26 protein-coding genes and 1 tRNA gene are annotated in these 25,324 nt (G+C 71.2%); 18 read left to right on the top strand and 9 right to left on the bottom strand.

The features are described 5' to 3' along the window. Nucleotide 1 precedes the first annotated feature (1 nt). From BMY61_RS20815 to BMY61_RS20805, 3 genes are all read left to right on the top strand, one after another. A complete protein-coding gene (locus tag BMY61_RS20815) occupies nt 2-1,369 on the top strand; it encodes a sensor histidine kinase (RefSeq protein WP_042458827.1) in 1,368 nt (455 codons plus the stop codon). Nucleotides 1,370-1,722: 353 nt separating this feature from the next. Further along, on the top strand, nt 1,723-3,216 hold the full coding sequence (locus BMY61_RS20810) for a glycoside hydrolase family 18 protein (RefSeq protein ID WP_042458824.1): 1,494 nt from the start codon (nt 1,723-1,725) through the stop codon (nt 3,214-3,216). A 133-nt stretch (nt 3,217-3,349) separates the two neighbouring features. Continuing rightward, complete coding sequence (locus tag BMY61_RS20805; RefSeq protein WP_052439454.1) at nt 3,350-4,669, top strand: glycosyltransferase 87 family protein; 1,320 nt, start codon at nt 3,350-3,352, stop codon at nt 4,667-4,669. 27 nt (nt 4,670-4,696) lie between these two features. Here BMY61_RS20805 and BMY61_RS20800 read toward each other — a convergent pair whose 3' ends face one another. Next, nucleotides 4,697-5,185, bottom strand: coding sequence for an SsgA family sporulation/cell division regulator (locus tag BMY61_RS20800; protein WP_082015606.1), 489 nt, complete (start codon nt 5,183-5,185; stop codon nt 4,697-4,699). Between the two features lie 253 nt (nt 5,186-5,438). Between BMY61_RS20800 and BMY61_RS20795 the strand changes: the two genes are divergently transcribed. Both BMY61_RS20795 and BMY61_RS20790 read left to right on the top strand, forming a co-directional pair. Continuing rightward, complete coding sequence (locus BMY61_RS20795) at nt 5,439-7,133, top strand: RDD family protein (RefSeq protein WP_075004001.1); 1,695 nt, start codon at nt 5,439-5,441, stop codon at nt 7,131-7,133. A 71-nt stretch (nt 7,134-7,204) separates the two neighbouring features. After that, nucleotides 7,205-7,735 carry an RDD family protein gene (locus BMY61_RS20790; RefSeq protein ID WP_052439469.1) on the top strand — a complete coding sequence of 177 codons (531 nt, stop codon included), beginning with the start codon at nt 7,205-7,207 and terminating at the stop codon, nt 7,733-7,735. Between the two features lie 95 nt (nt 7,736-7,830). Here BMY61_RS20790 and BMY61_RS20785 read toward each other — a convergent pair whose 3' ends face one another. The 3 genes from BMY61_RS20785 to BMY61_RS20775 all read right to left on the bottom strand — a co-directional run bounded on the left by BMY61_RS20785 (nt 7,831) and on the right by BMY61_RS20775 (nt 10,411). Beyond that, a complete protein-coding gene (locus BMY61_RS20785) occupies nt 7,831-8,088 on the bottom strand; it encodes a hypothetical protein (protein WP_052439468.1) in 258 nt (85 codons plus the stop codon). Nucleotides 8,089-8,368: 280 nt separating this feature from the next. Continuing rightward, on the bottom strand, nt 8,369-8,962 hold the full coding sequence (locus BMY61_RS20780; RefSeq protein WP_042459174.1) for an isochorismatase family protein: 594 nt from the start codon (nt 8,960-8,962) through the stop codon (nt 8,369-8,371). A 135-nt stretch (nt 8,963-9,097) separates the two neighbouring features. Beyond that, entirely contained in the window at nt 9,098-10,411 is a 1,314-nt protein-coding gene (locus BMY61_RS20775) for a nicotinate phosphoribosyltransferase (protein ID WP_174514577.1), read from the bottom strand. 112 nt (nt 10,412-10,523) lie between these two features. On the opposite strand from BMY61_RS20775, the gene clpS reads away from it, so the two are divergent. The 8 genes from clpS (at nt 10,524) to BMY61_RS20740 (ending at nt 14,856) form a co-directional block, all read left to right on the top strand. Next, nucleotides 10,524-10,874: an ATP-dependent Clp protease adapter ClpS gene (clpS, locus tag BMY61_RS20770; RefSeq protein ID WP_042459202.1), complete on the top strand. Its 351-nt coding sequence runs from the start codon at nt 10,524-10,526 to the stop codon at nt 10,872-10,874. A 10-nt stretch (nt 10,875-10,884) separates the two neighbouring features. Further along, nucleotides 10,885-11,451, top strand: coding sequence for a DUF2017 domain-containing protein (locus tag BMY61_RS20765; RefSeq protein WP_042459167.1), 567 nt, complete (start codon nt 10,885-10,887; stop codon nt 11,449-11,451). 96 nt (nt 11,452-11,547) lie between these two features. Continuing rightward, a complete protein-coding gene (locus tag BMY61_RS20760) occupies nt 11,548-11,970 on the top strand; it encodes a M67 family metallopeptidase (protein WP_042459164.1) in 423 nt (140 codons plus the stop codon). A gap of 128 nt (nt 11,971-12,098) precedes the next feature. Then, nucleotides 12,099-12,203: a putative leader peptide gene (locus tag BMY61_RS48625; protein ID WP_342342530.1), complete on the top strand. Its 105-nt coding sequence runs from the start codon at nt 12,099-12,101 to the stop codon at nt 12,201-12,203. Nucleotides 12,204-12,314: 111 nt separating this feature from the next. Then, nucleotides 12,315-12,593 carry a MoaD/ThiS family protein gene (locus BMY61_RS20755; RefSeq protein ID WP_042459161.1) on the top strand — a complete coding sequence of 93 codons (279 nt, stop codon included), beginning with the start codon at nt 12,315-12,317 and terminating at the stop codon, nt 12,591-12,593. 1 nt (nt 12,594) lies between these two features. Beyond that, nucleotides 12,595-13,563: a PLP-dependent cysteine synthase family protein gene (locus BMY61_RS20750; protein ID WP_042459158.1), complete on the top strand. Its 969-nt coding sequence runs from the start codon at nt 12,595-12,597 to the stop codon at nt 13,561-13,563. Between the two features lie 206 nt (nt 13,564-13,769). After that, nucleotides 13,770-13,958 carry a MarR family transcriptional regulator gene (locus BMY61_RS20745; protein WP_042459155.1) on the top strand — a complete coding sequence of 63 codons (189 nt, stop codon included), beginning with the start codon at nt 13,770-13,772 and terminating at the stop codon, nt 13,956-13,958. A gap of 151 nt (nt 13,959-14,109) precedes the next feature. Further along, entirely contained in the window at nt 14,110-14,856 is a 747-nt protein-coding gene (locus BMY61_RS20740) for an MBL fold metallo-hydrolase (RefSeq protein ID WP_042459152.1), read from the top strand. A 5-nt stretch (nt 14,857-14,861) separates the two neighbouring features. Here the strand turns inward: BMY61_RS20740 and BMY61_RS20735 are convergent, their stop codons facing one another. Both BMY61_RS20735 and BMY61_RS20730 read right to left on the bottom strand, forming a co-directional pair. Next, entirely contained in the window at nt 14,862-16,115 is a 1,254-nt protein-coding gene (locus BMY61_RS20735) for a PTS transporter subunit EIIC (protein ID WP_042459149.1), read from the bottom strand. Nucleotides 16,116-16,341: 226 nt separating this feature from the next. Continuing rightward, nucleotides 16,342-17,592 carry a PTS transporter subunit EIIC gene (locus BMY61_RS20730; protein ID WP_042459147.1) on the bottom strand — a complete coding sequence of 417 codons (1,251 nt, stop codon included), beginning with the start codon at nt 17,590-17,592 and terminating at the stop codon, nt 16,342-16,344. 233 nt (nt 17,593-17,825) lie between these two features. Between BMY61_RS20730 and BMY61_RS20725 the strand changes: the two genes are divergently transcribed. The 3 genes from BMY61_RS20725 (at nt 17,826) to rdgB (ending at nt 19,515) form a co-directional block, all read left to right on the top strand. Beyond that, on the top strand, nt 17,826-18,062 hold the full coding sequence (locus BMY61_RS20725; RefSeq protein ID WP_042459144.1) for a PTS sugar transporter subunit IIB: 237 nt from the start codon (nt 17,826-17,828) through the stop codon (nt 18,060-18,062). Between the two features lie 119 nt (nt 18,063-18,181). Beyond that, on the top strand, nt 18,182-18,907 hold the full coding sequence (gene rph / locus BMY61_RS20720) for a ribonuclease PH (protein ID WP_042459142.1): 726 nt from the start codon (nt 18,182-18,184) through the stop codon (nt 18,905-18,907). 5 nt (nt 18,908-18,912) lie between these two features. Further along, on the top strand, nt 18,913-19,515 hold the full coding sequence (gene rdgB, locus BMY61_RS20715; protein WP_042459199.1) for an RdgB/HAM1 family non-canonical purine NTP pyrophosphatase: 603 nt from the start codon (nt 18,913-18,915) through the stop codon (nt 19,513-19,515). A gap of 54 nt (nt 19,516-19,569) precedes the next feature. Here the strand turns inward: rdgB and BMY61_RS20710 are convergent. Beyond that, nucleotides 19,570-19,652, bottom strand: a tRNA-Leu gene (locus BMY61_RS20710). Between the two features lie 16 nt (nt 19,653-19,668). Next, nucleotides 19,669-20,343 carry an HNH endonuclease signature motif containing protein gene (locus tag BMY61_RS20705; protein WP_042459141.1) on the bottom strand — a complete coding sequence of 225 codons (675 nt, stop codon included), beginning with the start codon at nt 20,341-20,343 and terminating at the stop codon, nt 19,669-19,671. 354 nt (nt 20,344-20,697) lie between these two features. On the opposite strand from BMY61_RS20705, the gene BMY61_RS20700 reads away from it, so the two are divergent. Beyond that, entirely contained in the window at nt 20,698-22,263 is a 1,566-nt protein-coding gene (locus BMY61_RS20700) for a carbohydrate binding domain-containing protein (RefSeq protein WP_042459138.1), read from the top strand. A gap of 162 nt (nt 22,264-22,425) precedes the next feature. After that, nucleotides 22,426-24,786 (top strand): glycosyl hydrolase family 18 protein, encoded by a 2,361-nt coding sequence (locus BMY61_RS48435; protein WP_042459136.1) that lies wholly within the window; start codon nt 22,426-22,428, stop codon nt 24,784-24,786. 60 nt (nt 24,787-24,846) lie between these two features. Here the strand turns inward: BMY61_RS48435 and bcp are convergent, their stop codons facing one another. Further along, nucleotides 24,847-25,314, bottom strand: coding sequence for a thioredoxin-dependent thiol peroxidase (gene bcp, locus BMY61_RS20690; protein ID WP_042459132.1), 468 nt, complete (start codon nt 25,312-25,314; stop codon nt 24,847-24,849). Nucleotides 25,315-25,324 lie beyond the last annotated feature (10 nt).

The following is a 25,324-nucleotide window of genomic DNA, read 5'->3' as shown; positions in this document are numbered from 1 at the left end:
CATGAGAGGGGCCCTGTTCAAGGTCTGCGTCGCCGTCACCACGATGGTGGCGCTGGCCTTCCTGATCCCGCTCGGCCTGATGGTCCGCGAGACCGCCCGTGAGCGCGCCTTCACCGCGGCGGAGCGGCAGGCCGCGACCCTCGGCCCCGCCCTGGCCATCACCACCGACGAGCAGGCGCTCACCCGCGCCCTCGCCAGCACGCAGGACGGCGCGGCCGGTCTGATCGCCCTCCACGTGCCCCGGGGCGGCACCGGCAGCGGCTTCGACACCGTCGGCCACGAGCGCGTCGGCGCCGACGCCGTCACCGCGGCGGCGGCCAACGGCCGCAGCGGCACCACCGGCGTGGACGGCGGCTACGCCTACCTCGAACCCGTCGCCGTCAACGACGGCCGGGTCGCGGTGATCGAGGTCTTCATCCCCGACGCCGAGCTGACGCGCGGTGTCACCACCGCCTGGCTGGTGCTGAGCGGCGTCGCGCTGACGCTGGTGCTGATCTCCGTGGCCGTCGCCGACCGCCTCGGCACCCGGATCGTCGGCGCGGCCCGACGCCTGGCGGCGGCGTCGAAGGCGCTGGGGGAGGGCGATCTCGCCGTCCGCGTCCCCCAGGCGGACGGCAGTCCGCGCGAACTGAGGGAGGCCGCGGCGGCGTTCAACGCCATGGCCGACCGCGTCGTGCGGCTGCTCGCCGCCGAACGCGAACTCGCCGCGGATCTCTCCCACCGCCTGCGCACCCCCCTCACCGTGCTGCGCCTCAACGCGGCCTCCCTCGGCCAGGGCGACGCGGCCGAACAGACCCGCCACGCGGTCGCCCAACTGGAACGCGAGGTCGACCAGATCATCCGCGCCGTGCGGGGACGCGGGTCCGCGCCCGGCGCGGAGGGTGCGCCCGCCGCCGTGGGCTGCGACGCGGCGGAGGTGATCCGCGACCGCGCCGAGTTCTGGTCCGCGCTCGCCGAGGACGAGGGCCGTCCCTGGCAACTCGCGGGCGCGGAACGCCCGGTCTCCGTCCCCGTCCCCGGTGCGGACCTCGCGGCGGCGCTCGACGCGATGCTGGGCAACGTCTTCCGGCACACCCCGGAGGGCACGGCCTTCTCGATCGACGTCCACGGCACCCGCGACGGCGTCATCGTCCTCGTCTCCGACGCGGGCCCGGGCATCCCCGATCCCGAGCTCGCCCTCCGCCGCGGCGCGGGCGCGCAACGCGACGGTTCGACGGGCCTGGGCCTCGACATCGTCCGCAGGGTCGCCGAGAGCACGGGCGGCGACGTCGCGGTGGGCAGGTCCGTGCTGGGCGGCACGGAGATCCGCGTGCGGCTCCTGCACGAGCGCTCCGCGGTGCCGGCGCCGAGGCGTCGGGCCCGGCGCTAGTTGCACCGCCCAGGGGCGCGAGGAACTGCGCGAGAAACCGACGGCGTGCGGATGGCCCTGCGCGTTGAGGACCTTCTGCATGTCGGGGGCCTGTCGCGCAGTTCCTCGCGCCCCTGGGGGAGTGCAACTGGGCCCCGTTCCTTAACAGGCCCCTAAGTGGGTTCTACCTCCATCTGAGTAGTGGCCTTCCGCTCCCTCGGACGGGCTAGCGTCCTCGGCGACGGACCGCGGCGTCGGTGGTGACAGGGCGTCAACCAACCCGCTCGTGCGCTTCCCGGCTGCCCCTTCCCCACCAGGGGCCAGGCACCGGCGCGCGGTCCCTCGGCCTGTTCCCGATCGTGGAGGTCCCTCGCATGTCGAACCACGCCCGTCGTTCCCGCCGAGCCCCGCGCCGCCGCGCGGTCCTCGGAGCGTCCGCCGTCGCGACCGTGCTGCTCGTCGGTGGTGGTGTCGCCCTCGCGGTCGGTGCGAACGCCGCGGGCGTGGGCGCCGTCTACTCGACCACCAGCGACTGGGGGAGCGGCTACAGCGGTCAGTACGACGTCAGCAACCCGACCGCCGGCTCGATCAGCGACTGGAAGCTGACCTTCGACCTGCCGGCCGGAGCCACCATCAGCTCGCTGTGGAACGCCAGCTACACGGCCAGCGGCGGCCACGTCACGGTCACCCCGGCGTCCTGGGACAGCACCCTCGCGTCGAACCAGCACGCCGTCGTCGGGTTCGTGGTCACCGGCTCCGGCGCGCCCACGAACTGCACCATCAACGGCGCCGACTGCTCCACCGGCTCCGCCCCGACGCCGTCGGGCCAGCCGACCACCGCCAGCCCGACGCCGACGAAGCCGGTGTCGACCCCGACCCCGACGCCCACCGCGACGAAGACCACCACGCCGACGCCGACGCCGTCCGCGTCCAGCACGGGCACCGCGACCGGCGCCGGCTTCTCGCCGTACGTGGACACCTCCCTCTACCCGGCCTACGACATCGTGGCCACCGCCAAGGCGACGGGGGTGAAGAACTTCAACCTCGCCTTCATCACCGACGGCGGCAACTGCAACCCGGAGTGGGGCGGCGTCTCCGCGCTGACCAACGACGGCGTGCCGGGCCAGATCGGCGCGCTGCGCGCGCTCGGCGGGGACGTCCGGGTCTCCTTCGGCGGGGCCAACGGCACCGAGCTCGCGGATTCCTGCACGAGCGTGAGCGCGCTCGCCGCCGCGTACCAGAAGGTGATCGACACCTACGGGCTGACGAAGATCGACTTCGACGTCGAGGGCGCGGCCACGTCCGACACCGCCGGGATCACCCGTCGCGACCAGGCCATCGCCCAGCTCCAGCAGGCGGCCAAGGCCAAGGGCAAGGCGCTGGACGTCTCGTTCACCCTGCCCGTCCTGCCCTCGGGCCTGGTGCAGTCCGGCACGGACCTGCTGCAGAACGCGAAGAGCGCCGGCGTCACCGTCTCCGCCGTCAACGTGATGGCCATGGACTACGGCGACGGCGCGGCGCCGAGCCCGAGCGGCAAGATGGGCCAGTACGCGATCGACTCCGCGACCGCGACCGAGGCCCAGCTCAAGTCGATCTTCGGCTGGGACGACGCGACCGCCTGGCAGCACGTCGCGGTCACCCCGATGATCGGCGTCAACGACACCAACACCGAGGTCGTCACCGTCGCCGACGCGACCCAGCTCGCGCAGTTCGCGAGCAGCAAGCACCTCGCCTGGCTGGCGATGTGGTCCGCGACACGTGACCAGGCGTGCTCGGGCGGGGCCAAGTCCTACGCCGACGCCACCTGCAGCAGCATCGTCCAGCAGCCGCTGGACTTCACCCGGGCCTTCGGGGCCTACAAGGGCTGAACAAGGGCCGAAACCGGGAAGCGCGAGGCCGGGGCCGGAGTGAACCGAGGGAACTCGGGGCACTCCGGTCTCGTCGTTCGTACGGCGTGTGATTTGGTTGGTGTCACGCGAGCAAGTCGAGAAGGAGTTCTGCGTGACCACCGTCCATCGGGTCATCGAGGCCGTCCGCACGGCGCCTCGCCGCGCCACGACGCGGGCGGGCCTCGCCGCGCTGGCCTCGCTGCTGCTCTACGCGGTGCTGCGGCACCTCTCGCACGTCTCCATGGTCGACGCGATGGTCTACCAGGCCGAGGGTGCCGCCGTCGCGCACGGCCACGACCTCTACCAGCTGCGCGTCGGCGCCTACGCGCTGCCCGCGACCTACCCGCCGTTCTCCGCGATGCTCTTCGCGCCCGCCGCGCTGCTGCCGTTCGGGGCGCTACGGGTGATCGTCACCCTGGTCAACCTCGTCGAGCTGGCCGTCGTCGCGGCGTTGTCGTGCCGCCTGGTCGGCTGGCCCAGCCGTCCGCTGCGGCCGGCGGCCGTCCTGCTGATCACCGGGTTCGGCGTCTGGCTGGAGCCGGTCTGGACGACGCTGCGCTACGGCCAGATCAACCTGTTGATCCTCGCCCTGGTGCTGTGGGACCTGACCCTGCCCGAGAGCAGCCGCCTCAAGGGCGTCGGGATCGGCCTGGCCGCCGGACTGAAGATCACACCCGGCATCTTCGTGCTCTACCTGCTGCTGACCCGCCGCTTCCGCGCCGCCGCCACCGCCGCCGCGTCCTGCGCCGCGACGATGCTCGTCGGCCTGCTCGTCCTGCCCGGGGCGAGCTGGGACTTCTGGACCAAGGAGCTCTACGACACCACCCGGGTCGGCCTGGAGTACATCGTCGACAACCAGTCGCTGCGCGGCATGATGGACCGCCTCCTGCTCAGCACCCACACGGGTGTCTCGACGCTGCTGCTCGTCGCGGTCGTCGCCGTGGTCGGCCTGGCCCTGGCCGTGCTGATCGACCGGCGATGCGCCGGCATGCGACGCGCGCGGGCCTGGTCCGGGCTGACGGTGGCGTTCACGATGGTGCTGATCTCCCCGATCAGCTGGACCCACCACTGGGTCTGGTGCGTGCCGCTGCTGGTGCTGCTCGGCGCCGAGGCACGGGACGAGCGCCGCCGCGGCCGCGCCGGGTGGGCGGGCCGGCGTTGGCGGATCGTGCTGGCCGCGACCGCGGTGTGCTTCTGCTCCTTCGCGATGTGGTTCGTCCCGCACAAGGCCTGGTCGGGGCAGGTGAGGCTGTCGTACTGGTTCGAGCCCTCCGCGTCGGTGTACCCGGTGTTCGGGCTGGCGTTCCTGGCGCTGGTCGCGGTGCGGGTGCGGCGACGGCTGTCCGTTCCGGTGCCGGACGCGCCGCAGACGCCGCAGGGGCGCGGGGCGTCGGCCCTGGGGGACCATCCCCGCGCCACGGCGCGGCACTGACCTTCCCGCCCTTCCCCTCGAGAGCGATCAGGCGCTGCCCAGCAGCGCGGCCAGCTCCGCGTCCAGGTCCAGCGCGTCGGTCTCGGACCCCGACGGCACCACCCGCAGCGTCCGTTCCAGCCAGGTGGCGACCGGCGCGGCCGGCGCCTCCAACAGGGCCTCACCGGCGGGGGAGCTGAGCGCCAGGCAGATCAGGCTGCGCCCGTCCGCGCGCGTCGGCCAGATCCGCACGTCCCCCGTGCCGCAGGCCCGAAAGACGCCCTCGACCAGCAGCTCGCGGGCGAAGACCCAGGTCACCGGGGAGTCCTGCCCCAGGTGGAAGGTGACGTGGACGGCGAAGGGGTCGTCCGAGCAGTAGGCCAGGAGTGCGGGCACCGGCAGGCTGCGCTCGGGGGAGAGCACGAGCTGCACCGTCAGCTCCTCCTCCACACAGGTGTGGCCGTCCAGCGCGGTGTGCTCGGCGCGGAAGTCGGCGGCGTAGTCGTCGTGGCGCTCGTTGCGGTCGGCGGCGGCCATGGGGTGCTCCCTCTCTCGTGCTCTCGTTCGTGCGCGCGCCCCTTCGGGCGGGGTCACCAGGAGAGACAGGGTTCGCTTCCCGCTCTTACACCGGTTTCGCGAGGTTTTTCGCGTGAGTTCCGTGAGCGCGGTACTACTCTTTGTGACACGGCGAGGACGCGTCGTGTTCGGAGCCCCTCCACTCCACCGACGCGCGGCCGACGCCGGCCGACGCCGACCAGGCACCTGCACCGATGAAGCGGGAAAGCTATCTATGACGGTTCAGCCCCCCGCGGAGCGCCCCGCGCCCGGCTACTACCCCGACCCCTCCATCCCCGGCTTCGTCCGCTACTGGGACGGGGACGCCTGGACCCCCGGCAGTGCGCGGCCCGCGCCGCAGGACGGGGCGCCGCTCCCGCCCCCGCCCCGCGTCGGCGCGCGCGGCGGTGTCCGGGTGGCCCCGCCCCCGCCGCCACGGCCCGCGGCAGTGGAGGAGACGGGGCCCGTCTTCCTGGACGAGACCGGCGCCGCCCGGCTGATCGTCCCGCCGGAGCCGACCCCTTCGGTCTGGTCCGCCCAGGCCCAACCCGGCCTGCTGGAGACCGGCGCCGTCCCCCAGCACGTCACCTGGGGCGTCCCGGGTCAGGACCCCGCCCCTGTCGTGCCGGCCGCGCCTGCGGTCGCGGCCGATCCGGACGATGAACTGGCCTCGGCCCTCCGCCTCGCCCTCTCCCAGACCCGCCGCGCCCAACTCCCGCCCCCGGCGCACTACGAGACCGCCCACTGGACCACCCCCGCACCCCGGCCCGAGACCCCCACCCCGGCGCCGGACCCGTCCGCGTCGCAGCGCGCCATCGGGTCCGTGGCCCCGGCTCCCGAGGGCGGGACCGTGCCCGTGGCCGACCCCGCTGCGCGGGCCGGTGTCCCGGAGCTGTACGCGGGGGCGTCGCCGGCCTGGGCGTCCCCTCCGGGGGATGTGCAGGGGCCCGGTGAGCGGGCCGGTGTGCCGGAGATGGGGCCGCCGCTGGAGTGGCCGCCCCGGCGTGATGCCGCGTCGGCGCTGCGCGAGGACGGTGCTGCGCAGCCGCCCGCGCGCCCGGGGCCGGCGGGGTCGGACGCGTACGCGTCGCAGCGCGTCATCGGTTCGGAGGCCCCGGCTCCCGAGGGCGGTGCCGGCCCCGCTGCGCGGGCGGGCGTCCCGGAGATGGGGCCGCCGCTGGAGTGGCCGCCGCGACGCGCTGCCGAGCCGAGGCAGGAGCCGGCCTCGCACGCTGCCGCGCCCGCCGCGCCCGCCGCGTCCGCGGCGAGGGCGGCCGAGCCGGTCGGCGAGCGGACTGGATCGGGGCTTCGGCCCCGCGTCGCGCCGGTGGCCGGGGCCGCGGGGGAGGTGTCGCAGGCGAAGAAGGCCCAGCCCGCCGCGGAGCGGCAGGGGAGCGCCCGGGCGGGGCGGGCTGCGTCCGGGGTGGGGCAGCGGCGGCCGAAGGCGGTGCGGCCGGCGTTGTTGGGTCCGCGGATCGGGGCGCGGCTCGTGGACACGCTCGTCACCTACGCCGTCGTCGGGGTGTTGGGCGTGGTGCTGGTGCAGCGGGTGACGTTGCACCTGCAGGCGAAGGTGGACGCCGCCCGCGCCAGCGGTCTGCCGCAGACGGTGTGGCTGGTCGACGGGACGGTGCTGGCCGACGCCGGCCTGCTGCTGGCCGCGCTGCTCGTGGTGGGAGTGGTGTACGAGACGATCCCGGTCGCGGTCTGGGGCCGCACCCTCGGCAAGGCGATCTTCGGACTGAGCGTCCTGGACGCCCGCACCAAGGCGCGCCCGCGTCTCGGCCGCACGTTCCTGCGGACCGCGCTCTGCCAGACGCTGGTCTTCCTGCTCCTGGGCATTCTCGAACTGGTGCCCTGCGCCGCGGATCGGAAGCTCCGTCAGAGCTGGCACGACAGGCTGGGCGGTACCTACGTCGTCAAACGCTGACTCGGTGACGCACCGCAAGAAACACCCCAAGATCCGACAAAATGTCCGGCTTGGGTGGTTCACTGCTGCCTATGACGACGTCTGAACCCCCGGACGGTGGCGGGCCGTACTATCACCCGCCCTACGGCACCCAGCCCGGTGGCGGGCCGACCGAGGTGATCGGCGGCATGCCGCCGCTCGCACCGCTGGGGCGGCGGCTGACGGCGCGGACCATGGACATCGTCATCGTGATCCTGATCACCGTCCCGATCACACTGATCGCCTGGGCCGCCGACCGGCACGACAGCCGGCTGATCAGCTTCGTCGGCTCGCTCGCGGCGATGCTGGTCGCGTTCGTCTACGAGGGCCTGATGCTGACCCGGTCCAACGGGCAGACCCTCGGCAAGAAGGTGATGGGCCTGCGGGTGGCGATGCTCGCGAACGGCTCCGCCCCGGACTCGTCGCCGGGGTGGACCCGCGCGGCGGTGTGGGGCCTGCCCGGGGCGATCGTCTGCGGGTGCCTGTGGTGGGTCGTGGACGGCGTCTGGGTCACCTGGGACCAGCCCTACCGGCAGGCGCTGCACGACAAGGCGGCCAAGACGGTGGTCGTGGAGGCCCGTTGAGGTCGCCGGGGCAGGGATGTGATCATGAAAGGTGCGGCGCCCCGGGCAGGGGGCGCCGCACCTTTCAGGCGTTCGTCCGAGGCCGGCGCCGCCGCTCAGCGCGGGACGCGCTCCGGCTCGGGGATGGCCTCCGCCGCGGGGGCCTGCCCCTGGGCCACCACGCGGGACGCCACAGAGCCGCGCCGCGGCCTGGCCCGCCGGACCGCGGCCAGCACGCCGACGCCGAGCGCCAGCAGGGCCAGCAGCAGGATGACCGGAGTGCTCTGCGTGCCGGAGAGGGCGAGCAGGGCGACCGTGGCGCCGACAACGGCGAGCGTGCCGAGAGCCAGCTGGGAGACCGTCAGACGTGGCATGGCTGTTTCCGTCCTTCGCTTCGGGACTGCGGGCCAGCCACGGATCGATCGGGGCCCGCCGGGGGAGAGTTCGAGCGGGGGACTCGCTTGCTGGGGCGAACTGGGTGATGCGGCAAGGCGGTTCGTGCTCTCGTACGGCAGATACCCGGTGCATGTGCCGGTAAGCCGACCCTCACCTGAGTAAGGGAGCACAGGGGGGCGCACGGGCTCACGCATCTTGACACGGACCCTCATGGGTCCGCCTTGCGGCCCGGTTGCGTCGAACTCCCCCCACTGGGGCTCAGCCCGGCAGGACGACCGGCGTTCCGGTCAACGCCACACCCGCGGCCTTGAGTTCGAGCAGGGCGGTCTCCGTCGTGGCCTTGGCCACGCCCGCCGTCAGATCGAGCAGGACCCGGGTGGTGAAGCCCTCGCGCGCCGCGTCCAGCGCGGTGGCGCGCACGCAGTGGTCGGTGGCGATGCCGACCACGTCGACCTCGCTCACCTGGTGGACCCGCAGCCAGTCGCCGAGACCCACGCCGTTCTCGTCGAAGCCCTCGAAGCCGCTGTACGCGGCGGCGTGCGCGCCCTTGTCGAAGACGGCCTCGACCGCGCCGGAGGTGACGCTGGGCGCGAAGTTGGGGTGGAAGCCGACGCCCTCGGTGCCGGCGACGCAGTGGGCCGGCCAGCTGGCGCGGAAGTCGGGGTGCTCGGAGAAGTGCGCGCCCGGGTCGATGTGGTGGTCACGGGTGGCGACGACGTGGTCGTAGCCGCCGGTGCTCTCGGCGACCAGGTCGGTGATCGCGGCGGCCACCTCGGCGCCTCCGGCGACCGGCAGGCTGCCGCCCTCGCAGAAGTCGTTCTGCACATCCACGATGATCAGTGCGCGGCGCATGGCGGTGATTCTCCTCGGCGGGTGCGTCCTGTTGGCAGCAGCGTAGGGAGGGGCGGGGGATTGCGCGAGGGGTGGTTGCGGCGCAATCTCCGCGTGTCAACCCTCGCGCGCCCCTCTTCCCGCCCGGCCTCCGGTTCAGCCGCCGGTGTACTCGGTTGTGATGACCGGCTCGCCCTTCGACAACTGCGTTGCCGAAAGCGGAAGTTGGTTGCGCGAGCGGAGGTGGCGCTCGCGTGCGGCGCTCAGCGGCTCGCGGCCGACGATCTCGCCGCCGCGGACCAGCTCGCGGTGGAGCAGGCTCTCCCGCAGCTCCGGAGGCACCGGGCCGGTGCCGACGACCTCCGCCTCGGCCACGCCGTCGCCGTCGAGCCGGCGCGCGGCCCACTTGGCACCGCCGCGGCTGGCCTTGGCGCCGGCCGAGCGCTTGGCGACCGGCACCAGCGGCGCGTCCGGGTCCGCCGAGGCGGCGCGCGCGACCAGCTTGTAGACCATCGAGCAGGTCGGCTGCCCGCTGCCGGTGACCAGCGAGGTGCCCACGCCGTAGGCGTCGACCGGCGCGGCGGCCAGCGCGGCGATCGCGTACTCGTCCAGGTCGGAGGTGACCACGATCCGGGTCTTCACCGCGCCGAGCTCGTCCAGCTGGCGGCGGACCCGGTGGGCCAGCATCAGCAGGTCGCCGGAGTCGATCCGGACCGCCCCGAGATCCGTCCCGGCCACCTCGATGGCGGTGCGGACGGCCTCGGTCAGGTCGTAGGTGTCCACCAGCAGCGTGGTGCCGCGGCCCATCGAGTCGATCTGCGCGGTGAACGCGTCCCGCTCGCTGTCGTGCAGCAGGGTGAACGCGTGCGCGGCCGTCCCGGTGGTCGGGATGCCGTACTCGAAACCGGCCTGCAGGTCGGAGGTGGCGCCGAAGCCCGCGACGTAGGCGGCGCGGGCCGCGGAGACGGCGGCGCGCTCGTGGGTGCGCCGCGCGCCCATCTCGATCATCGGCCGGTCCCCGGCGGCCGCGGCCATTCGGGAGGCCGCCGCGGCGATCGCGGAGTCGTGGTTGAGGATCGACAGGATCGCCGTCTCCAGGATCACCGCCTCGGCGAAGCTGCCCTCGACGACGAGGATCGGCGAACCGGGGAAGTAGCACTCGCCCTCGCCGTAGCCGCGGATGTCACCGCGGAAGCGGTAGTCGGCGAGCCAGGCCAGCGTCTCGGCGTCCACGACCTGCTGGTCGGCCAGCCAGGACAGCTGTGCGGGGGTGAAGCGGAAGTTCTCGACCGCGTCCAGCACCCGCCCGATCCCGGCGGTCACCCCGTAGCGCCGGCCGTCCGGCAGGCGGCGGGTGAACACCTCGAAGACGGAGTGCCGCTGCGCCGCACCGCTGCGCAGGGCGGCCTGCAGCATGGTGAGCTCGTAGCGGTCGGTGAGCAGGGCGGTCGACGCCGTTGCAGCATCCATGCGCAGCATCGTAGCCCCCATCTCGTCAGTTTGACGATTTCTCGTGCTGCAGATCACTCGGAGGACAGGGCGGATCACCCGGAAGGCCCCGGATCGCTTGTGGATCGCCCGGATGGAAGGATGGGAGTGCAGCAGTGGTCGTCGACGAGGAGTGTCAGCCGTGAGTGTCGCGCCGGTGGAGATCGAGCGCACCGAGTCGGAGTCGGCGCCCTTCGCGGTGCCCGATCCCGACATTCCCTGGGTGACGATCGTCCACAACGACCCTGTTAACTTGATGTCCTACGTCGTCTACGTCTTCCAGGCGTACTTCGGCTACCCCAAGGAGAAGGCCCGTCAACTGATGCTCGACGTGCACCACAAGGGCCGCGCGACGGTCTCCAGCGGCACCCGCGAGGAGATGGAGCGCGACGTCCAGGCGATGCACGGTTACGGGCTGTGGGCCACGCTGCAGCACGACAAGTGACGGGCGATCGATGACCGGTCTGTTCAAGCGCGCCCGCGGTGGCGGCGCGCAGCTCACCCTCGACCCCGTCGAGGCGTCCATCCTGCGCAACCTCATGGTGCAGATGCTCGAACTGATCGGCCCGGGGCCCGGCGGGGACACCCCCGAGGACCCGCTCGCCGCGCTCTTCGCCGAGGGGCCCAGCAAGGCGCCGGCGGATCCGGCCCTGGCCCGTCTCTTCCCCGACGCGTACGCCGAGGGCCCCGACGCCGCCGAGCACTCGGCGGAGTTCCGCCGCTTCACCGAGAACGACCTGCGCGCCCGCAAGCGCGAGGACGCGTTCGCGCTGATCCGCGCGATCGACGCGGCGGAGGACACCCGCCGCGGCGACCTCCGGCTCACCCTGGACGAGGAGGGCTGCAGGCGCGCGCTCGGCGCACTGAACGACCTCCGTCTCACGCTCGGCACCCGCCTCGGGGTGTCCGAGGACGACGAGGACCTGTACTCCCTGCCGGACGAGGACGAGCGCAAGCCGCTGGTCATGGCCTACCTGTGGCTGGGGGGCCTGCAGGAGACGTTGATCGAGACGATGATGTAGCCCCGGCTCCCGGGCGTGGTTGCACTGTCCAGGGGCGCGGCGCAGTTCCTCGCGCCCCTGGATGGTGCAACAGCCCGCCTGCCTATCCTTTAGGCCATGCTGACCATCACCCGCGCACTGCACGACGCGATCGTCGCCCACGCCCGCGCCGATCACCCCGACGAGGCCTGTGGGGTCGTCGCCGGGCCCGCCGGCACCGGGCGGCCGGAGCGGTTCATCCCCATGCTCAACGCCGCGCGCTCGCCCACGTTCTACGAGTTCGACTCGGGTGACCTGCTGAAGCTCTACCGCGAGATGGACGACCGCGACGAGGAGCCCGTCGTGGTCTACCACTCGCACACCGCGACCGAGGCGTACCCCTCCCGGACGGACGTCTCCTACGCGTCCGAGCCGAACGCGCACTACGTGCTGGTCTCCACCGCGGAGTGCGGCACTGACGAGGGCCCGTTCCAGTTCCGTTCGTTCCGCATTGTGGACGGCGTGATCACAGAGGAAGACGTCCAGGTCGTCGACGGCTGAACGGCGGGCGGCGCGGAGGGCCCGGCGCAGGCCGCCGGGCCCTCCGGCATATCGGGATGTGGGACGAAAACGTCCGCCTGGCGGGATGGGGATCCCTTTCCGGGGTCGGGAATCTATACGATGCCTGCATGCGTTCCGTCGACATGAGCCCTCACGCGCCCGGCATCCGCCTCGTCGCCCGGCTGCACGTCGACCTGTGCCGTCTCGCCAGCGCCATCTGTCGCGCCGCCTGAGCCCTGCCCCGCAGCGTCGTCCGTCCCGTTCGGCAGCGAACCCGACGCCCGCACGAATGCGCGCGCTCGGCGCGCGTCCTCTCCCACCGAGACCACCCCTGGAGCCCCGCCATGGCCATCGAGGTCCGCATCCCGACCATCCTCCGCACCTACACCGACGGCGCCAAGGCCGTCGAGGGCAGCGGCGACACCCTGGACGCCCTCTTCAGCGACCTCGACGCCCGCCACCCGGGCCTGCGCGAGCGCCTCGTCGACAGCGGCGAGCTGCGCCGCTTCGTCAACGTCTACCTGAACGACGAGGACGTCCGCTTCCTCGCCGGCATCAACACCGAGGTCGCCGCGGGCGACAGCGTCACCATCCTGCCCGCCGTCGCCGGCGGCGCGCGCTGAGATGAAGTACGACACCCCCCTCGACGCCGTCGGCAACACCCCCCTCGTCGGTCTGCCGCGCCTCAGTGCGACGGTGCCGGGCAACGAGGCGGGTCTCGTACGTCTGTGGGCCAAGCTGGAGGACCGCAACCCCACCGGCTCGGTCAAGGACCGCCCCGCCCTGCACATGATCGAGCAGGCGGAGGCCGCCGGCCGGCTCACCCCGGGCTGCACCATCCTGGAGCCCACCAGCGGCAACACCGGCATCTCGCTGGCCATGGCCGCGAAGCTCAAGGGCTACCGCATGGTCTGCGTCATGCCCGAGAACACCAGCGAGGAGCGGCGCGAGCTGCTGCGCATGTGGGGCGCGGAGGTCATCTCCTCCCCGGCGGCCGGCGGCTCGAACACCGCCGTCCGCGTCGCCAAGGAGCTGGCGGCGGAGCACCCCGACTGGGTGATGCTCTACCAGTACGGCAACCCCGACAACGCCGGCGCACACTACGCCGGCACCGGCCCGGAGATCCTCACGGACCTGCCGAGCGTCACGCACTTCGTCGCCGGGCTGGGCACCACGGGCACCCTGATGGGCGTCGGCCGCTTCCTGCGGGAGAAGGTCCCCGGCGTGCAGATCGTCGCGGCCGAGCCGCGCTACGACGACCTGATCTACGGGCTGCGCAACCTCGACGAGGGCTTCGTCCCCGAGCTGTACGACGCCGAGGTGCTGACCACCCGCTTCAGCGTCGGCAGTGCCGACGCGGTGCGCCGCACGCGTGAGCTGCTCCAGCTGGAGGGCATCTTCGCGGGCATCTCCACCGGCTGCAGCGTGCACGCGGCGGTCGGCATCGGCCGCAAGGCGGCCAAGGCGGGCGAGCGGGCGGACATCGTGTTCGTCGTGGCGGACGGCGGGTGGAAGTACCTGTCCACCGGCATCTACACGGCGGAGACGACGGAGCAGGCCGTCGAGGCCCTCCAGGGCCAGCTCTGGGCCTGACAGGGCGGGGCCCGAGCGCAGACGAGCGCAGAGGCGTCCCTCTACCAAGACTGTGACGGGGCGGGATTCTTTATCCGTTTCCTGCCCTGAAACCGTCACAGAACGCCCACAGCCCCCAATGCCGGGAGCTTCCTCTCGTTGGGCCGGAAAACGCTGGATTCCACGCAGTCCAGCCGTAGTTCCGCGCCCTACGGAGGAGGCCCCGCATGAGCTCCGACCTGTGGTCCTACCGGGAGATCGCCGCGCACATCGGTGTGCAGCCGGAGACGGTCAAGTCGTACCGTCGACAGGGGATCCTCCCGGCGCCGGACGTGGTGACCTCGTTCGGACAGCCGCGCTGGTACCCGGACACGATCCGAGCGTGGGTGCGACGGCGCCCGCACAACCGCCAATGAGCGCGGACCAGGAGCCCTCTTCCTGGTGATTCCGAACACAACCGGCCCGGCGGGCGGATGCAGCGGCCCGCCCCAGCCGTACCCTCGTAGCTCACGACCTCACGACCTCACGGCAACGGAGCCGTGGGTGTGAGCATGCGGAGGGCGCGGCATGAAACTGACGGTGGTCGGAAGCTCCGGAAGCTTTCCCTCGGCGGAGTCGGCCTGCTCCTGCTACCTGGTCGAGGCGGACGGCTTCACGGTCGTGTTCGACCTGGGCAACGGCGCCCTCGGCGCGCTCCAGCGGTACACCGGCCTGTACGACGTGGACGCGGTGGTGCTGAGCCACCTGCACCCGGACCACTGCATCGACCTGTGCGCCTACTACGTCGCCCGCAACTACCGCGTCGAGGGCTGCCCGGACCCGATCCCGGTCTTCGGCCCCACCGGCACCGCCGCCCGCCTCGCCCGTGCCTACGACATGGACGAGGACCCGGGCATGAAGGGCGTCTTCGACTTCCGCACCCTGACCGAGGGCTCCTTCGAGCTCGGCCCGTTCACGATCACCGCGGCGCAGGTGGCCCACCCGGTCGAGGCCTACGGCTTCCGGGTCGCGCACGGCGACCGCTCCTTCGTCTACACCGGCGACACCGGGCCCTGCGGGCAGTTGGTCGACCTCGCCCGGGGCACCGACCTGCTGCTCGCCGAGGCCGCGTACACGCACGGCAAGGAGGAGTTCGTCGACGTCCACCTCAACGGCCGCCAGGCCGGCGAGCTGGCGACGACGGCCGGCGTGCGCCGGCTCGTGCTCACCCACATCCCTCCGTGGACGGACCCGGAGCACAACGCCGCCGACGCCGCCGAGACGTACGACGGCCCGGTCGAGCTGGCTCGACCGGGCGCGGTGTACGAGATCTGACGGCGTTACGCCTTCGTCAGGTCCTCGAGCTCGTCGTCGTCCTCACGACCAGGGGTCTTGATGTTGAACTTCGTGATGGCGAAGCGGAACACCACGTAGTAGACGACCGCGAAGCAGAGGCCGATCGGCAGGATGAGCCAGGGCTTCTGGCCCATGTGGTAGTTGGCCACGTAGTCGATCAGGCCGCCGGAGAAGTTGAAGCCGGCGTGGACGCCGAGCGCCCAGGTGATGGCCATCGACAGACCGGTCAGCAGTGCGTGGATCACGTAGAGCACCGGGGCGAGGAACATGAACGCGAACTCGATGGGCTCCGTCACGCCGGTCACGAACGAGGTGAGCGCGACGGAGATCATCATGCCCATCACGGCCTTGCGACGCTCGGGGCGGGCACAGTGGGCGATGGCGAGGGCAGCGGCGGGCAGACCGAACATCATGATCGGGAAGAAGCCACTCATGAACTGACCGGCCGTCGGGTCGCCGTGCATGAACCGGGTCAGGTCGCCCTGGTAGGTCGAGCCGTCGTGGGTGTAGGAGCCGGCCTGGAACCAGACGAAGGTGTTCACGAACTGGTGCATGCCGATCGGCACCAGCAGGCGGTTGGCCACACCGAACACTCCGGCGCCGACCGCACCGAGGCCGATCAGCCAGCTGCTGAAGCTGTTGAGCGCGTCGCCGACCGGCTGCCAGGCGAGCCCGAAGACGATGCCGAGCACCGTGCCGATGAAGGCCATCAGGATCGGGACGAGGCGGCGGCCGTTGAAGAAGCCGAGCCAGTCCACCAGCTTGGTGCGGTGGTAGCGCTGCCACACGACGGCGGTGATCAGGCCGATCAGGATGCCGCCGAGCACGCCCGGGTTCTGCGGGGTGCCCGCCGGGTTGGCGGCGGTGACCGAGCCGCTGACCGGGAAGGCGGCGAGGGTGCTGTGGTAGACCAGGAAGCCCGCCACCGCGGCGAGCGCGGTCGAACCGTCCGCCTTCTTGGCGAAGCCGATCGCGACACCGATGCAGAACAGCAGCGGCAGGCCGATCTTCGCATCCAGGATGCCGCCGCCGGCGCCGAGCAGCACGGCCGAGGTCTTGGTCCAGAACGCACCGTGGCCGTAGGTGCCGATCAGGTTGCCGAGGCTCATCAGCAGACCGGCGGCCGGCAGCACGGCCACGGGCAGCTGGAGACTGCGGCCCACCTTCTGAAGTCCGGCGAAGAAGCCCGAGCCCCGCTTCTTTGCGGGGGCCACCGGGACGGCGGTGGTTGCGCTCATGGTGTTCCCTAAACGAAGTAATGGTCTACATCACAGTGGTTTAGACCACGTGGTGTAGACCATTCTTAGCACGGCTTTACCGGAGCGCCAGCCCCTGTGTCGGAGTTGTGATGTTTCGGAACTGATCATTCCGGTCTGGGGCATCGGTGCGGGCGCAGGGCAAGAGGAAAGGGCCCTCGGGACGGCAGTCCCAAGGGCCCTTGTGGTCAACGGGGGAGTGTGCAGGTCACTCCTTGGTGTTCGCCGCCTCCAGTTCGTCCGCGTCGTCCTCGCGCCCCGGGGTCTTGATGTCGAAGCGGATGATCACGTAGCGGAACAGCGCGTAGTAGACGACGGCGAAGACGGCCCCCACCGGCAGGATGAGCCAGGGTTTGGTGGCCAGACTCCAGTTGAGCGCGTAGTCGATGAGTCCGGCCGAGAAACTGAAGCCGTCGTGGACCCCGAGCGCCCAGGTCACCGCCATCGAGACGCCGGTCAGCAGCGCGTGGATGCCGTACAGCACCGGCGCGAGGTAGGCGAAGGAGAACTCGATCGGTTCGGTGACGCCGGTAATCAGGGAGGTGAGGCCGAGCGAGATCATCATGCCGGTGACCTCCTTGCGCCGACTCGGTTTCGCGCAGTGCGCGATGGCCAGGGCGGCGGCGGGGAGGGCGAACATCATGATCGGGAAGAAGCCGGTGGTGAAGATGCCCGCGTGCGGATCGCCCGCCAGGAAGCGGGGGATGTCGCCCTGCACGGTCCGGCCGTCGGGCGCGTGGTAGGTGCCGTACTGGAACCACACGTAGGTGTTGATCAGCTGGTGCATTCCGATCACCAGCAGCAGGCGGTTGGCGACGCCGAAGATGCCCGAGCCGAGCCAGCCCAGGTGGGTCAGCCAGTTGCTGAAGCTGTTGAGCGCGTCGCCGATCGGCGGCCAGAGGTTGACGAAGATGATGGCCAGGACCAGGCCCACCCCGGACATGATGATGGGGACCAGGCGGCGGCCGTTGAAGAAGCCGAGCCAGTCCGGCAGCTTGGTGCGGTGGAACCGCTGCCAGATCCAGCCGGTGAGCAGCCCGAGCAGGATGCCGCCCAGGACGCCCGGGTTCTGGCCGGGATAGGGGAGATGGTTGGCCAGGCCGTCCTTGGTTGGGAAGGCGTCGAGCACGCCGCGGTAGACCAGGAAGCCGGCGACGGCCGCCAGGGCCGTGGAGCCGTCTGCCTTCTTGGCCATGCCGATCGAGACGCCGATGCAGAACAGCAGTGGCAGACCGATGTAGGCACCCAGCAGCGCACCGCCGGCGGCGGTGAAGACCTTGGCGACGTTGTCCCAGCCGAGCCCGGTGGCGCCGAGGACGTCCGGTTGCCCCAGGCCGTTCAGGAGTCCGGCCGCCGGGAGGACTGCCACCGGCAGCTGGAGGCTGCGGCCCATCTTCTGCAAACCGCTGTAGAACGTCTGCCAGGCGGTGGGGCCTGCGACAGCCTGCGCCGAACTCATCTCGACTCTTCTCCCTCTCCCTCATGGGCGCTGAGTCGGGACTCCTCCCCCCGCGTTTGGTCCGTGCCGGCAAGTGGTGTAGACCATTTAGGTGTGAGGCGTGCCCGTTAGTGCACATCCTCGGGTGGCTTGCTGATCTTCGCTCGTGAAGTTGAGCCATTAGTGCGTTAACGTGACAGACCGGGACACTGCGTCTAAAACTGGTGTTCCCGGCCCAGAACAGGAGAGACCAGATGGCCACGAAGGCTGAGAAGATCGTCGCGGGACTCGGCGGCATCGACAACATCGAAGAGGTCGAAGGCTGCATCACCCGCCTCCGCACCGAGGTCCACGACCCCTCCCTGGTCGACGAGGCCGCGCTCAAGGCCGCGGGCGCCCACGGTGTCGTCAAGATGGGCACCGCGATCCAGGTCGTCATCGGCACCGACGCCGACCCGATCGCCGCCGACATCGAGGACATGATGGACTGACGGTCCGTCGCCCCTATGGGACTGCCCCGTTCGGGGTACGACACCGGTGGCCTGCCCCCGTGCGCACTCACGGGGGCAGGCCACCCGTGTTTTGGTGTGGTTTCGGTAGGGTCGGTGTCATGACTCGCATCGACGGCCGCAGCCCCGAACAGCTCCGCCCCATCACCATCGAACGCGGATGGAGCAAGCACGCCGAGGGTTCTGTCCTGGTCTCCTTCGGAGACACCAAGGTGCTGTGCACCGCCAGCGTCACCGAGGGCGTCCCGCGCTGGCGGCGCGGCAGCGGGGAGGGCTGGGTCACCGCCGAGTACGCGATGCTCCCGCGCTCCACCAACACCCGCAGCGACCGTGAGTCCGTCCGCGGCAAGATCGGCGGCCGCACCCACGAGATCAGCCGCCTGATCGGTCGTTCGCTGCGCGGCGTCATCGACCTGCGCGCGCTGTCGGAGAACACCATCGCGCTCGACTGCGACGTGCTCCAGGCCGACGGCGGCACCCGCACGGCCGCGATCACCGGCGCCTACGTCGCCCTGGTCGACGCGGTGCGCTGGGCCCAGGCCAAGAAGATCACCCGCGCCAAGGCCGAGCCGATCGTCGGCGCGGTCGCCGCGGTCAGCGTCGGCATCATCGACGGCATCCCGATGACGGACCTCCGCTACGAGGAGGACGTCCGCGCCGAGACCGACATGAACATCGTCTGCACCGGCGACGGCCGCTTCGTCGAGGTCCAGGGCACCGCCGAGGGCGCGCCCTTCGACCGCGACCTGCTCAACCAGCTGCTGGACCTCGGCCAGCTCGGCTGCGCCGAGCTCGACGCGATCCAGCGCAAGGTCCTGGAGGGGTGAGCGCCGTGCGCAAGCTGGTTCTCGCCACCCGCAACGCCCACAAGGTCGGCGAACTGCGCGCGATCCTCGGCGCGGCCGGCCTGGAGGTCGACCTCGTCGGCGCCGACGCCTTCCCCGAGGTGCCGGACGTCGCCGAGACCGGCGTCACCTTCGAGGAGAACGCGCTCCTCAAGGCCCACGCCCTGGCCCAGGCCACCGGCCTGCCGGCCGTCGCCGACGACTCCGGCCTCTGCGTCGACGTCCTCGGCGGCGCCCCGGGCATCTTCTCCGCCCGCTGGGCCGGCAAGCACGGCGACGACCGCGCCAACCTGGAGCTGCTGCTCGCCCAGCTCTCCGACATCGCCGCCCCCCACCGCGCCGCGCACTTCGCCTGCGCGGCCGCCCTGGCCCTGCCGAACGGCGAGGAGCGCGTCGTGATGGGCCGCCTCCGCGGCACCCTCCGCTTCGAGCCCGTCGGCTCCTTCGGCTTCGGCTACGACCCGATCCTCCAGCCGGACGGCTACGACATCACCTGTGCGGAACTGACGCCGGACCAGAAGAACGCCATCAGCCACCGCGGCGAGGCCTTCCGCGCCCTGGCCCCGGTCCTGCGCGACCTGCTGGGCTGAGCTACGAAGAACGACGGCCCTGCCCCCGTCGGGGGCAGGGCCGTCGTCACGTCGTGCGGCCGGAGGGATTCGAACCCTCACGCGCTCACGCGCACTGGCTCCTAAGGCCAGCGAGGCTGCCATTTCTCCACGGCCGCATGGGAGGAATGCTACCTACTCGGCGCCCAGGCTGTCCCCGGCCTTGGTGATCGCTCGCCTGCGCGCCTTGTTCCTGCCGCAGTATGTCTCCGTGGTCGCGTGGCAGTTCGGGCAGAGGATGCGCAGGTTCTCCGGACGGTTGTCACACCAGTCGCCGTTGATGTGGTCGACCTCCAGGGAGAGGGGCCGTCCCTGCCAGTGGGGGCCGGTGCCGCAACCGACGCAGGTATCGGCACGGCCGAGCTCGCCGAGGGCCCGCCGCAGTCGTTGACCCGGTACGCGGCGGGAGTGGGAAGGGCGGCGGACCAGGAGGTGCTCGGGGGAGGTCCTGGGGCGACGTTGCCCCTTCGCGTGGGCCTGGCCGGTGAAGTGGCTGGTGTCGATGCCGAAGGCACGGATGCGCCGCGCGATGTGGGCCTGGGTCCCGCCGGCCTGGCGCAGTTGCAGGAACCGTACGACCCCGGCGAAGCTGCACGAGGCGGCGGCTGCCTCCGCGAGGAGGTCGGGCGTGTACACGGTGGTGCGTCGTGGCTCGCCGGAGAGAAGCCCGGCGGCCACCAGTCGCTCCCGCAGGTAACGGCGGTTGTTGCGCGTCGGCTCCTTGCCGATCCGGCGGAGCATGTCGTCAAGCTCCCCGCCACCTGCGACCAACTCGGCCAGGTACTCACGGGTGTACACCCGCACGGTCATGGTCGCCCCCTGTCGTTTTCGTTCCCCATACGGACTAACGCGCTGGGGGAGCGGATGTCACACCTTGACGGTGGCCTGGACATGGCTGGAGTGGCGCTGTGTGGTTGAGACCAATAGGACTAGGCCAGTTTGCGCCACCATGCCTCTGAGCTGCTGATTCGGTGAACCTTAAGTGCTCTTAAGTGACACGTTGCCAAATGGGGTCTTGACGGTCGGGGTTGGTCCAGGCCAATTTATCTGCGTACGCAGCCGTTACCCGGGAGTTCGTGTGGGGATCCGGGGAGCTCGGCTGCGGGCACTGCAACGGGTTCTGGCCGGCGTACGAAGACGACGTCCCTCGCGGAGGCAGCAGGCATGGAAGACAGGCATCCCACACGTGTGAAGGGCGTGCTCGCGGCGTGTACCGCCGGGTTGCTCGGGGTCGGCGGGCTGGCGCTCGTCGGCGGCGCCGCGCAGGCGGCCAGCGGGCAGTTGGTGGTCAACGGTGGTTTCGAGACCGGGGATCTGAGCGGCTGGAGCTGTTCGGCCAACGACAAGGTCGTCAGCAGTCCTGTCGCCGCCGGAAGTTACGCGCTGTCCGGGACGCCCGCCGGGCAGGACGACGCGCAGTGTTCGCAGACCGTGGCCGTGGTCCCGGGCTCGACCTACACGCTCTCCGGCCAGGTCGAGGGCAACTACGTCTACCTCGGCGACACCGGTACCGGCACCACGGACACCAGCACCTGGACCCCGGGTGCGAGCAGCTGGAGCACCCTGTCGACCACCTTCACCACCGGTGCGAGCACCACCTCGGTGACCGTGTGGGTCCACGGCTGGTACGGCCAGGGCACGTTCGGCGCCGACCAGATATCCCTGACCGGTCCCGTCCCCGCCGGCGGGGGAACGCCGAGCGCGACCTCCACGACGAGCGCCAGCCCGAGCGCCAGCGCCAGCCCGAGTGCCAGCGCGAGCGCCTCGGCGAGCAGCAGCCCGAGCGCCAGCGCCAGCGCGAGCAGCACCGCGACCCCGCCGCCCGTCGACACCGGGTTCCACCACCCCGTCTACTTCATGCCGTTGGACAACTCGCCGCAGGCGATCTCCGACATCGTCTCCGGCTCCGGCGAGAACCAGTTCAACCTCGCCTTCGTGCTCGACTCCGGCGGCTGCACGCCGGCCTGGGGCGGCAACGCGAGCACCCCCGTCTCCTCCGACACCGCCGTGGCCGCGGACATCAGCGCTGTTCGCGCGGCCGGTGGCGACGTCGCGGTCTCCTTCGGCGGGTACAACGGGACCGAGCTCGGCTCGTCCTGCGGGAGCGCCTCCGCCCTCGCCGCCGCGTACCAGCAGGTGATCACGAAGTACAACCTCACCCGGATCGACCTCGACTGGGAGAACACCGCGCTCGACTCCAACATGGCCGTCCGATGGGGCGCCATCAAGCAGTTGGAGGCCCAGGACCCGAACCTGCTCGTCTCGCTGACCATCCCCGCGACCACCGTCGGCCTCCCGCTGACCGGGCGCGACGAGATCCAGCAGGCGATCAACGACGGCGCCCGGATCGACCGGGTCAACCTGATGGACTTCGACTTCGGCCTGAACAGCGGCACCCAGACCGCCGCCGCGGAGACCGTCGCCGCCGACACCGTCCAGCAGTTGCAGACGCTCTACGGCTGGAGCGCCGCCACCGCGTGGTCGCACCTGTCCGTGCAGCTGATGAACGGTCACACCGACCAGCCCAGTGAGCTGTACACGCAGTCGACCTTCACCGACCTGCTCGGCTACGTCCAGGCCAACCACGCAGCGGCGTTCTCCTACTGGGACGTCAACCGCGACCGCGCCTGCGACCCGAGCGTCGTGCACTACTGGGCCGACGGCGCCTGCTCGAGTGTCACGCAGAACCCGTACGACTTCACCAAGATCCTCGTCCAGTACAACGGCTGACCCGGCTGACTCGGCCGACCCCCACTCGGCCGACCCCGACTCGGCCGCACGAACGCCACCCGCGCCGGAGGGCCCCACACCCCGGCGCGGGTGGTCACCAAACCCCCACCGAGCCCCACCGCAGCACCAGCAAACAGCCCCCACAACCCACGGAGTAGCACCATGCACCAGCGTGCCCTGCCCGTCCCCGCGGCCCCGGAGCGGAGGATGAAGCGCAGCACCGCCCTCGCGGCCGCCACCGCCCTCGTGGCCGGGACGATCGCGCTCGCCGCCGGCATCACTGGCGCCAACGCGGCCGCCACCAACCTTCTGACCAACGGCGACTTCGAGACCGGCAACCTGACCGGCTGGTCCTGTTCCACGTTGGACTCCGTGGTCACCTCCCCGGTCCACGGCGGCAGCCACGCCCTTGCCGGCGCGGCCAACTCCAGCGACGACGCGCAGTGCACGCAGACCGTCTCCGTGCAGCCCAACACCACCTACACGCTCTCCGCCTACGTGCAGGGCGCGTACGTCTACATCGGCGCCACCGGCACCGGCGTCAGCGCCAGCACCTGGACGCCGAGCAACAGCAGCTACGGCCAGCTGAGCACCAGCTTCACCACCGGCGCCTCCACCACCTCGGTGCAGGTCTACACGCACGGCTGGTACGGCCAGGGCACCTACTACGCCGACGACGTCGCGCTGACCGGTCCGGCCGGTTCCGGCGGCGGCACCTCCAGCCCGTCCGCGTCCGCGACCTCCGCGTCGCCCTCGGCGTCCGCCACCTCGGCCTCCCCGTCGGCCTCGGCCACCTCCGCCTCGCCCTCGGCGAGTGCCACCTCCGCCTCCCCGTCAGCCTCGGCGACCTCCGCGAGCCCGTCCGCGTCCGCCACCTCCGGCGGCGGCACCGCGCCCGGCGGCGACGGCCTGGTCTCCACCCCGTCCGGCGTCTCGGCCAAGGTCACCAACAACGCGGTGACGCTGACCTGGACCGGCTCCACGGACAGCTCCGGCACCGGCGACACCCCGGCGTACTACGTCTACAGCGGTGCCAACCTGATGGCCACGGCCATGGGCAACAGCGTCACCGTCAGCTCGCTGCTGCCGAACACCAGCTACACCTTCACCGTCCAGGGCTACGACAAGGACGGTCACGCCTCCGCGCAGTCCACCCCGATCACCGTCACCACGGCCGGGGCACCGACGGGCGCGATGAAGTCCGCCTACTTCGACCAGTGGTCGATCTACGGCAACGCCTACTACCCGAAGAACGTGGGCACCTCGGGCGCGGCCGCGGGCATGAAGGTCATCACCTACGCCTTCGAGAACATCGACCCGACGAACCTGACCTGCTTCGAGACGGTCAAGGCCTCGGACTCCACCAACGAGTCGGACCCGAACGCCGGTGACGGCGCGGGCGACGCGTTCGCCGACTACCAGAAGTCCTACACCTCGGACATCTCCGTCGACGGCACCTCCGACACCTGGTCGCAGCCGATCAAGGGCAACTTCAACCAGCTGCGTGAGCTGAAGGCGAAGTACCCGAACCTGCGGATCAACCTCTCCATCGGCGGTTGGACCTACTCGAAGTACTTCTCCGACGTGGCCGCCACCGACGCGTCCCGCAAGAAGTTCGTCTCCTCCTGCCTCGACATGTTCATCAAGGGCAACCTGCCGACGAACATCTCCGGTGACGCCTCCGGCGGCACGGGCTCGGCGGCCGGCCTCTTCGACGGCATCGACATCGACTGGGAGTACCCGGCCTCGACCGGCGGCCACACCGGCAACCACACCTCGGCCGCGGACACCGCCAACTACACCGCCCTGCTGGGCGAGTTCCGCAGCGAGCTGGACGCCTACGGCGCCACCGTCGGCAAGCACTACATGCTGACCGCGGCCCTGCCGTCGGGCCAGGACAAGATCGCGCTGATCCAGCCCGCCGCGATCTCCAAGTACCTGGACTACGGCGACCTGATGACCTACGACATGCACGGCGCCTGGGACTCGACCGGTCCGACCAACTTCCAGGACCCGCTGCACGACACGTCGAACGACCCGAGCAAGGCGATCGCCCCGGGAACGGCGAAGTACAACATCGACGAGACCATCAAGGCCTACACCACGGGTGACTCCGCCTACGGCATCACCGGCGGCTTCCCGGCCTCCAAGATCGTCCTCGGCGTCCCGTTCTACTTCCGCGGCTGGACCGGCGTCCCGGCCGGCAGCAACTACGGCCTGTACCAGTCGGCGACCGGCGCCAGCCCGGCCCAGACCTACACCCAGGAGGCGGGCATCGCCGACTGGAAGGAGCTGGCCGCCAAGGGCCTGACCACCGGTTCGACCGTCCACTGGGACCCGACCACGCAGAGCTCGTGGATCTACGACGGCACCAACTTCTACACCGGCGACACCCCGCAGGCGATCACCGCCCGCGGCCAGTACGCCAGCACCAACGGCCTCGGCGGCATCTTCGCCTTCTCCTTCGAGGGTGACGACGCCTCCGGCTCGCTGATCAACGCGATGAACAGCTCCATGCAGTAAGCAGCGGCAATGCGAGAGGGCCCCGGCATCCGCTGGGGCCCTCTTCGCGTCTGCGGCGGATCAGATCTTCAGGTCCTTGATGAGCTTGGCGACATGGCCGGTGGCGCGCACGTTGTAGAAGGCGTGCTCGACCTTGCCCTGCTCGTCGACGACGAAGGTGGAGCGGATGACGCCGGTGACGGTCTTGCCGTACATCGTCTTCTCGCCGAAGGCGCCGTAGGCCTGCAGCACCTCCTTCTCCGGATCGCCCACCAGGGTGACCTTGAGGTGCTCCTTCTCCCGGAACTTGGCGAGCTTCTCGGGCTTGTCCGGGGAGACGCCGATGACGTCGTAGCCGGCCTCGGCCAGCGCGTCCAGGTTGTCGGTGAAGTCGCAGGCCTGCTTGGTGCAGCCCGGTGTCAGTGCGGCCGGGTAGAAGTAGACGATGACCTTGCGGCCGAGGTGGTCCGCGAGCGAGACGGCCTTGCCGTCCGCGTCGGGCAGGGTGAAGGCGGGCGCGGCGTCGCCGGGGGAAAGTCGGGCACTCATGCTGCGACGG

Source organism: Streptacidiphilus jiangxiensis (assembly GCF_900109465.1).
GTDB lineage: Bacteria > Actinomycetota > Actinomycetes > Streptomycetales > Streptomycetaceae > Streptacidiphilus > Streptacidiphilus jiangxiensis.
The sequence above is the reverse complement of the archived record's forward strand: the minus strand, read 5'-3'. Positions and strand labels throughout refer to the sequence as shown.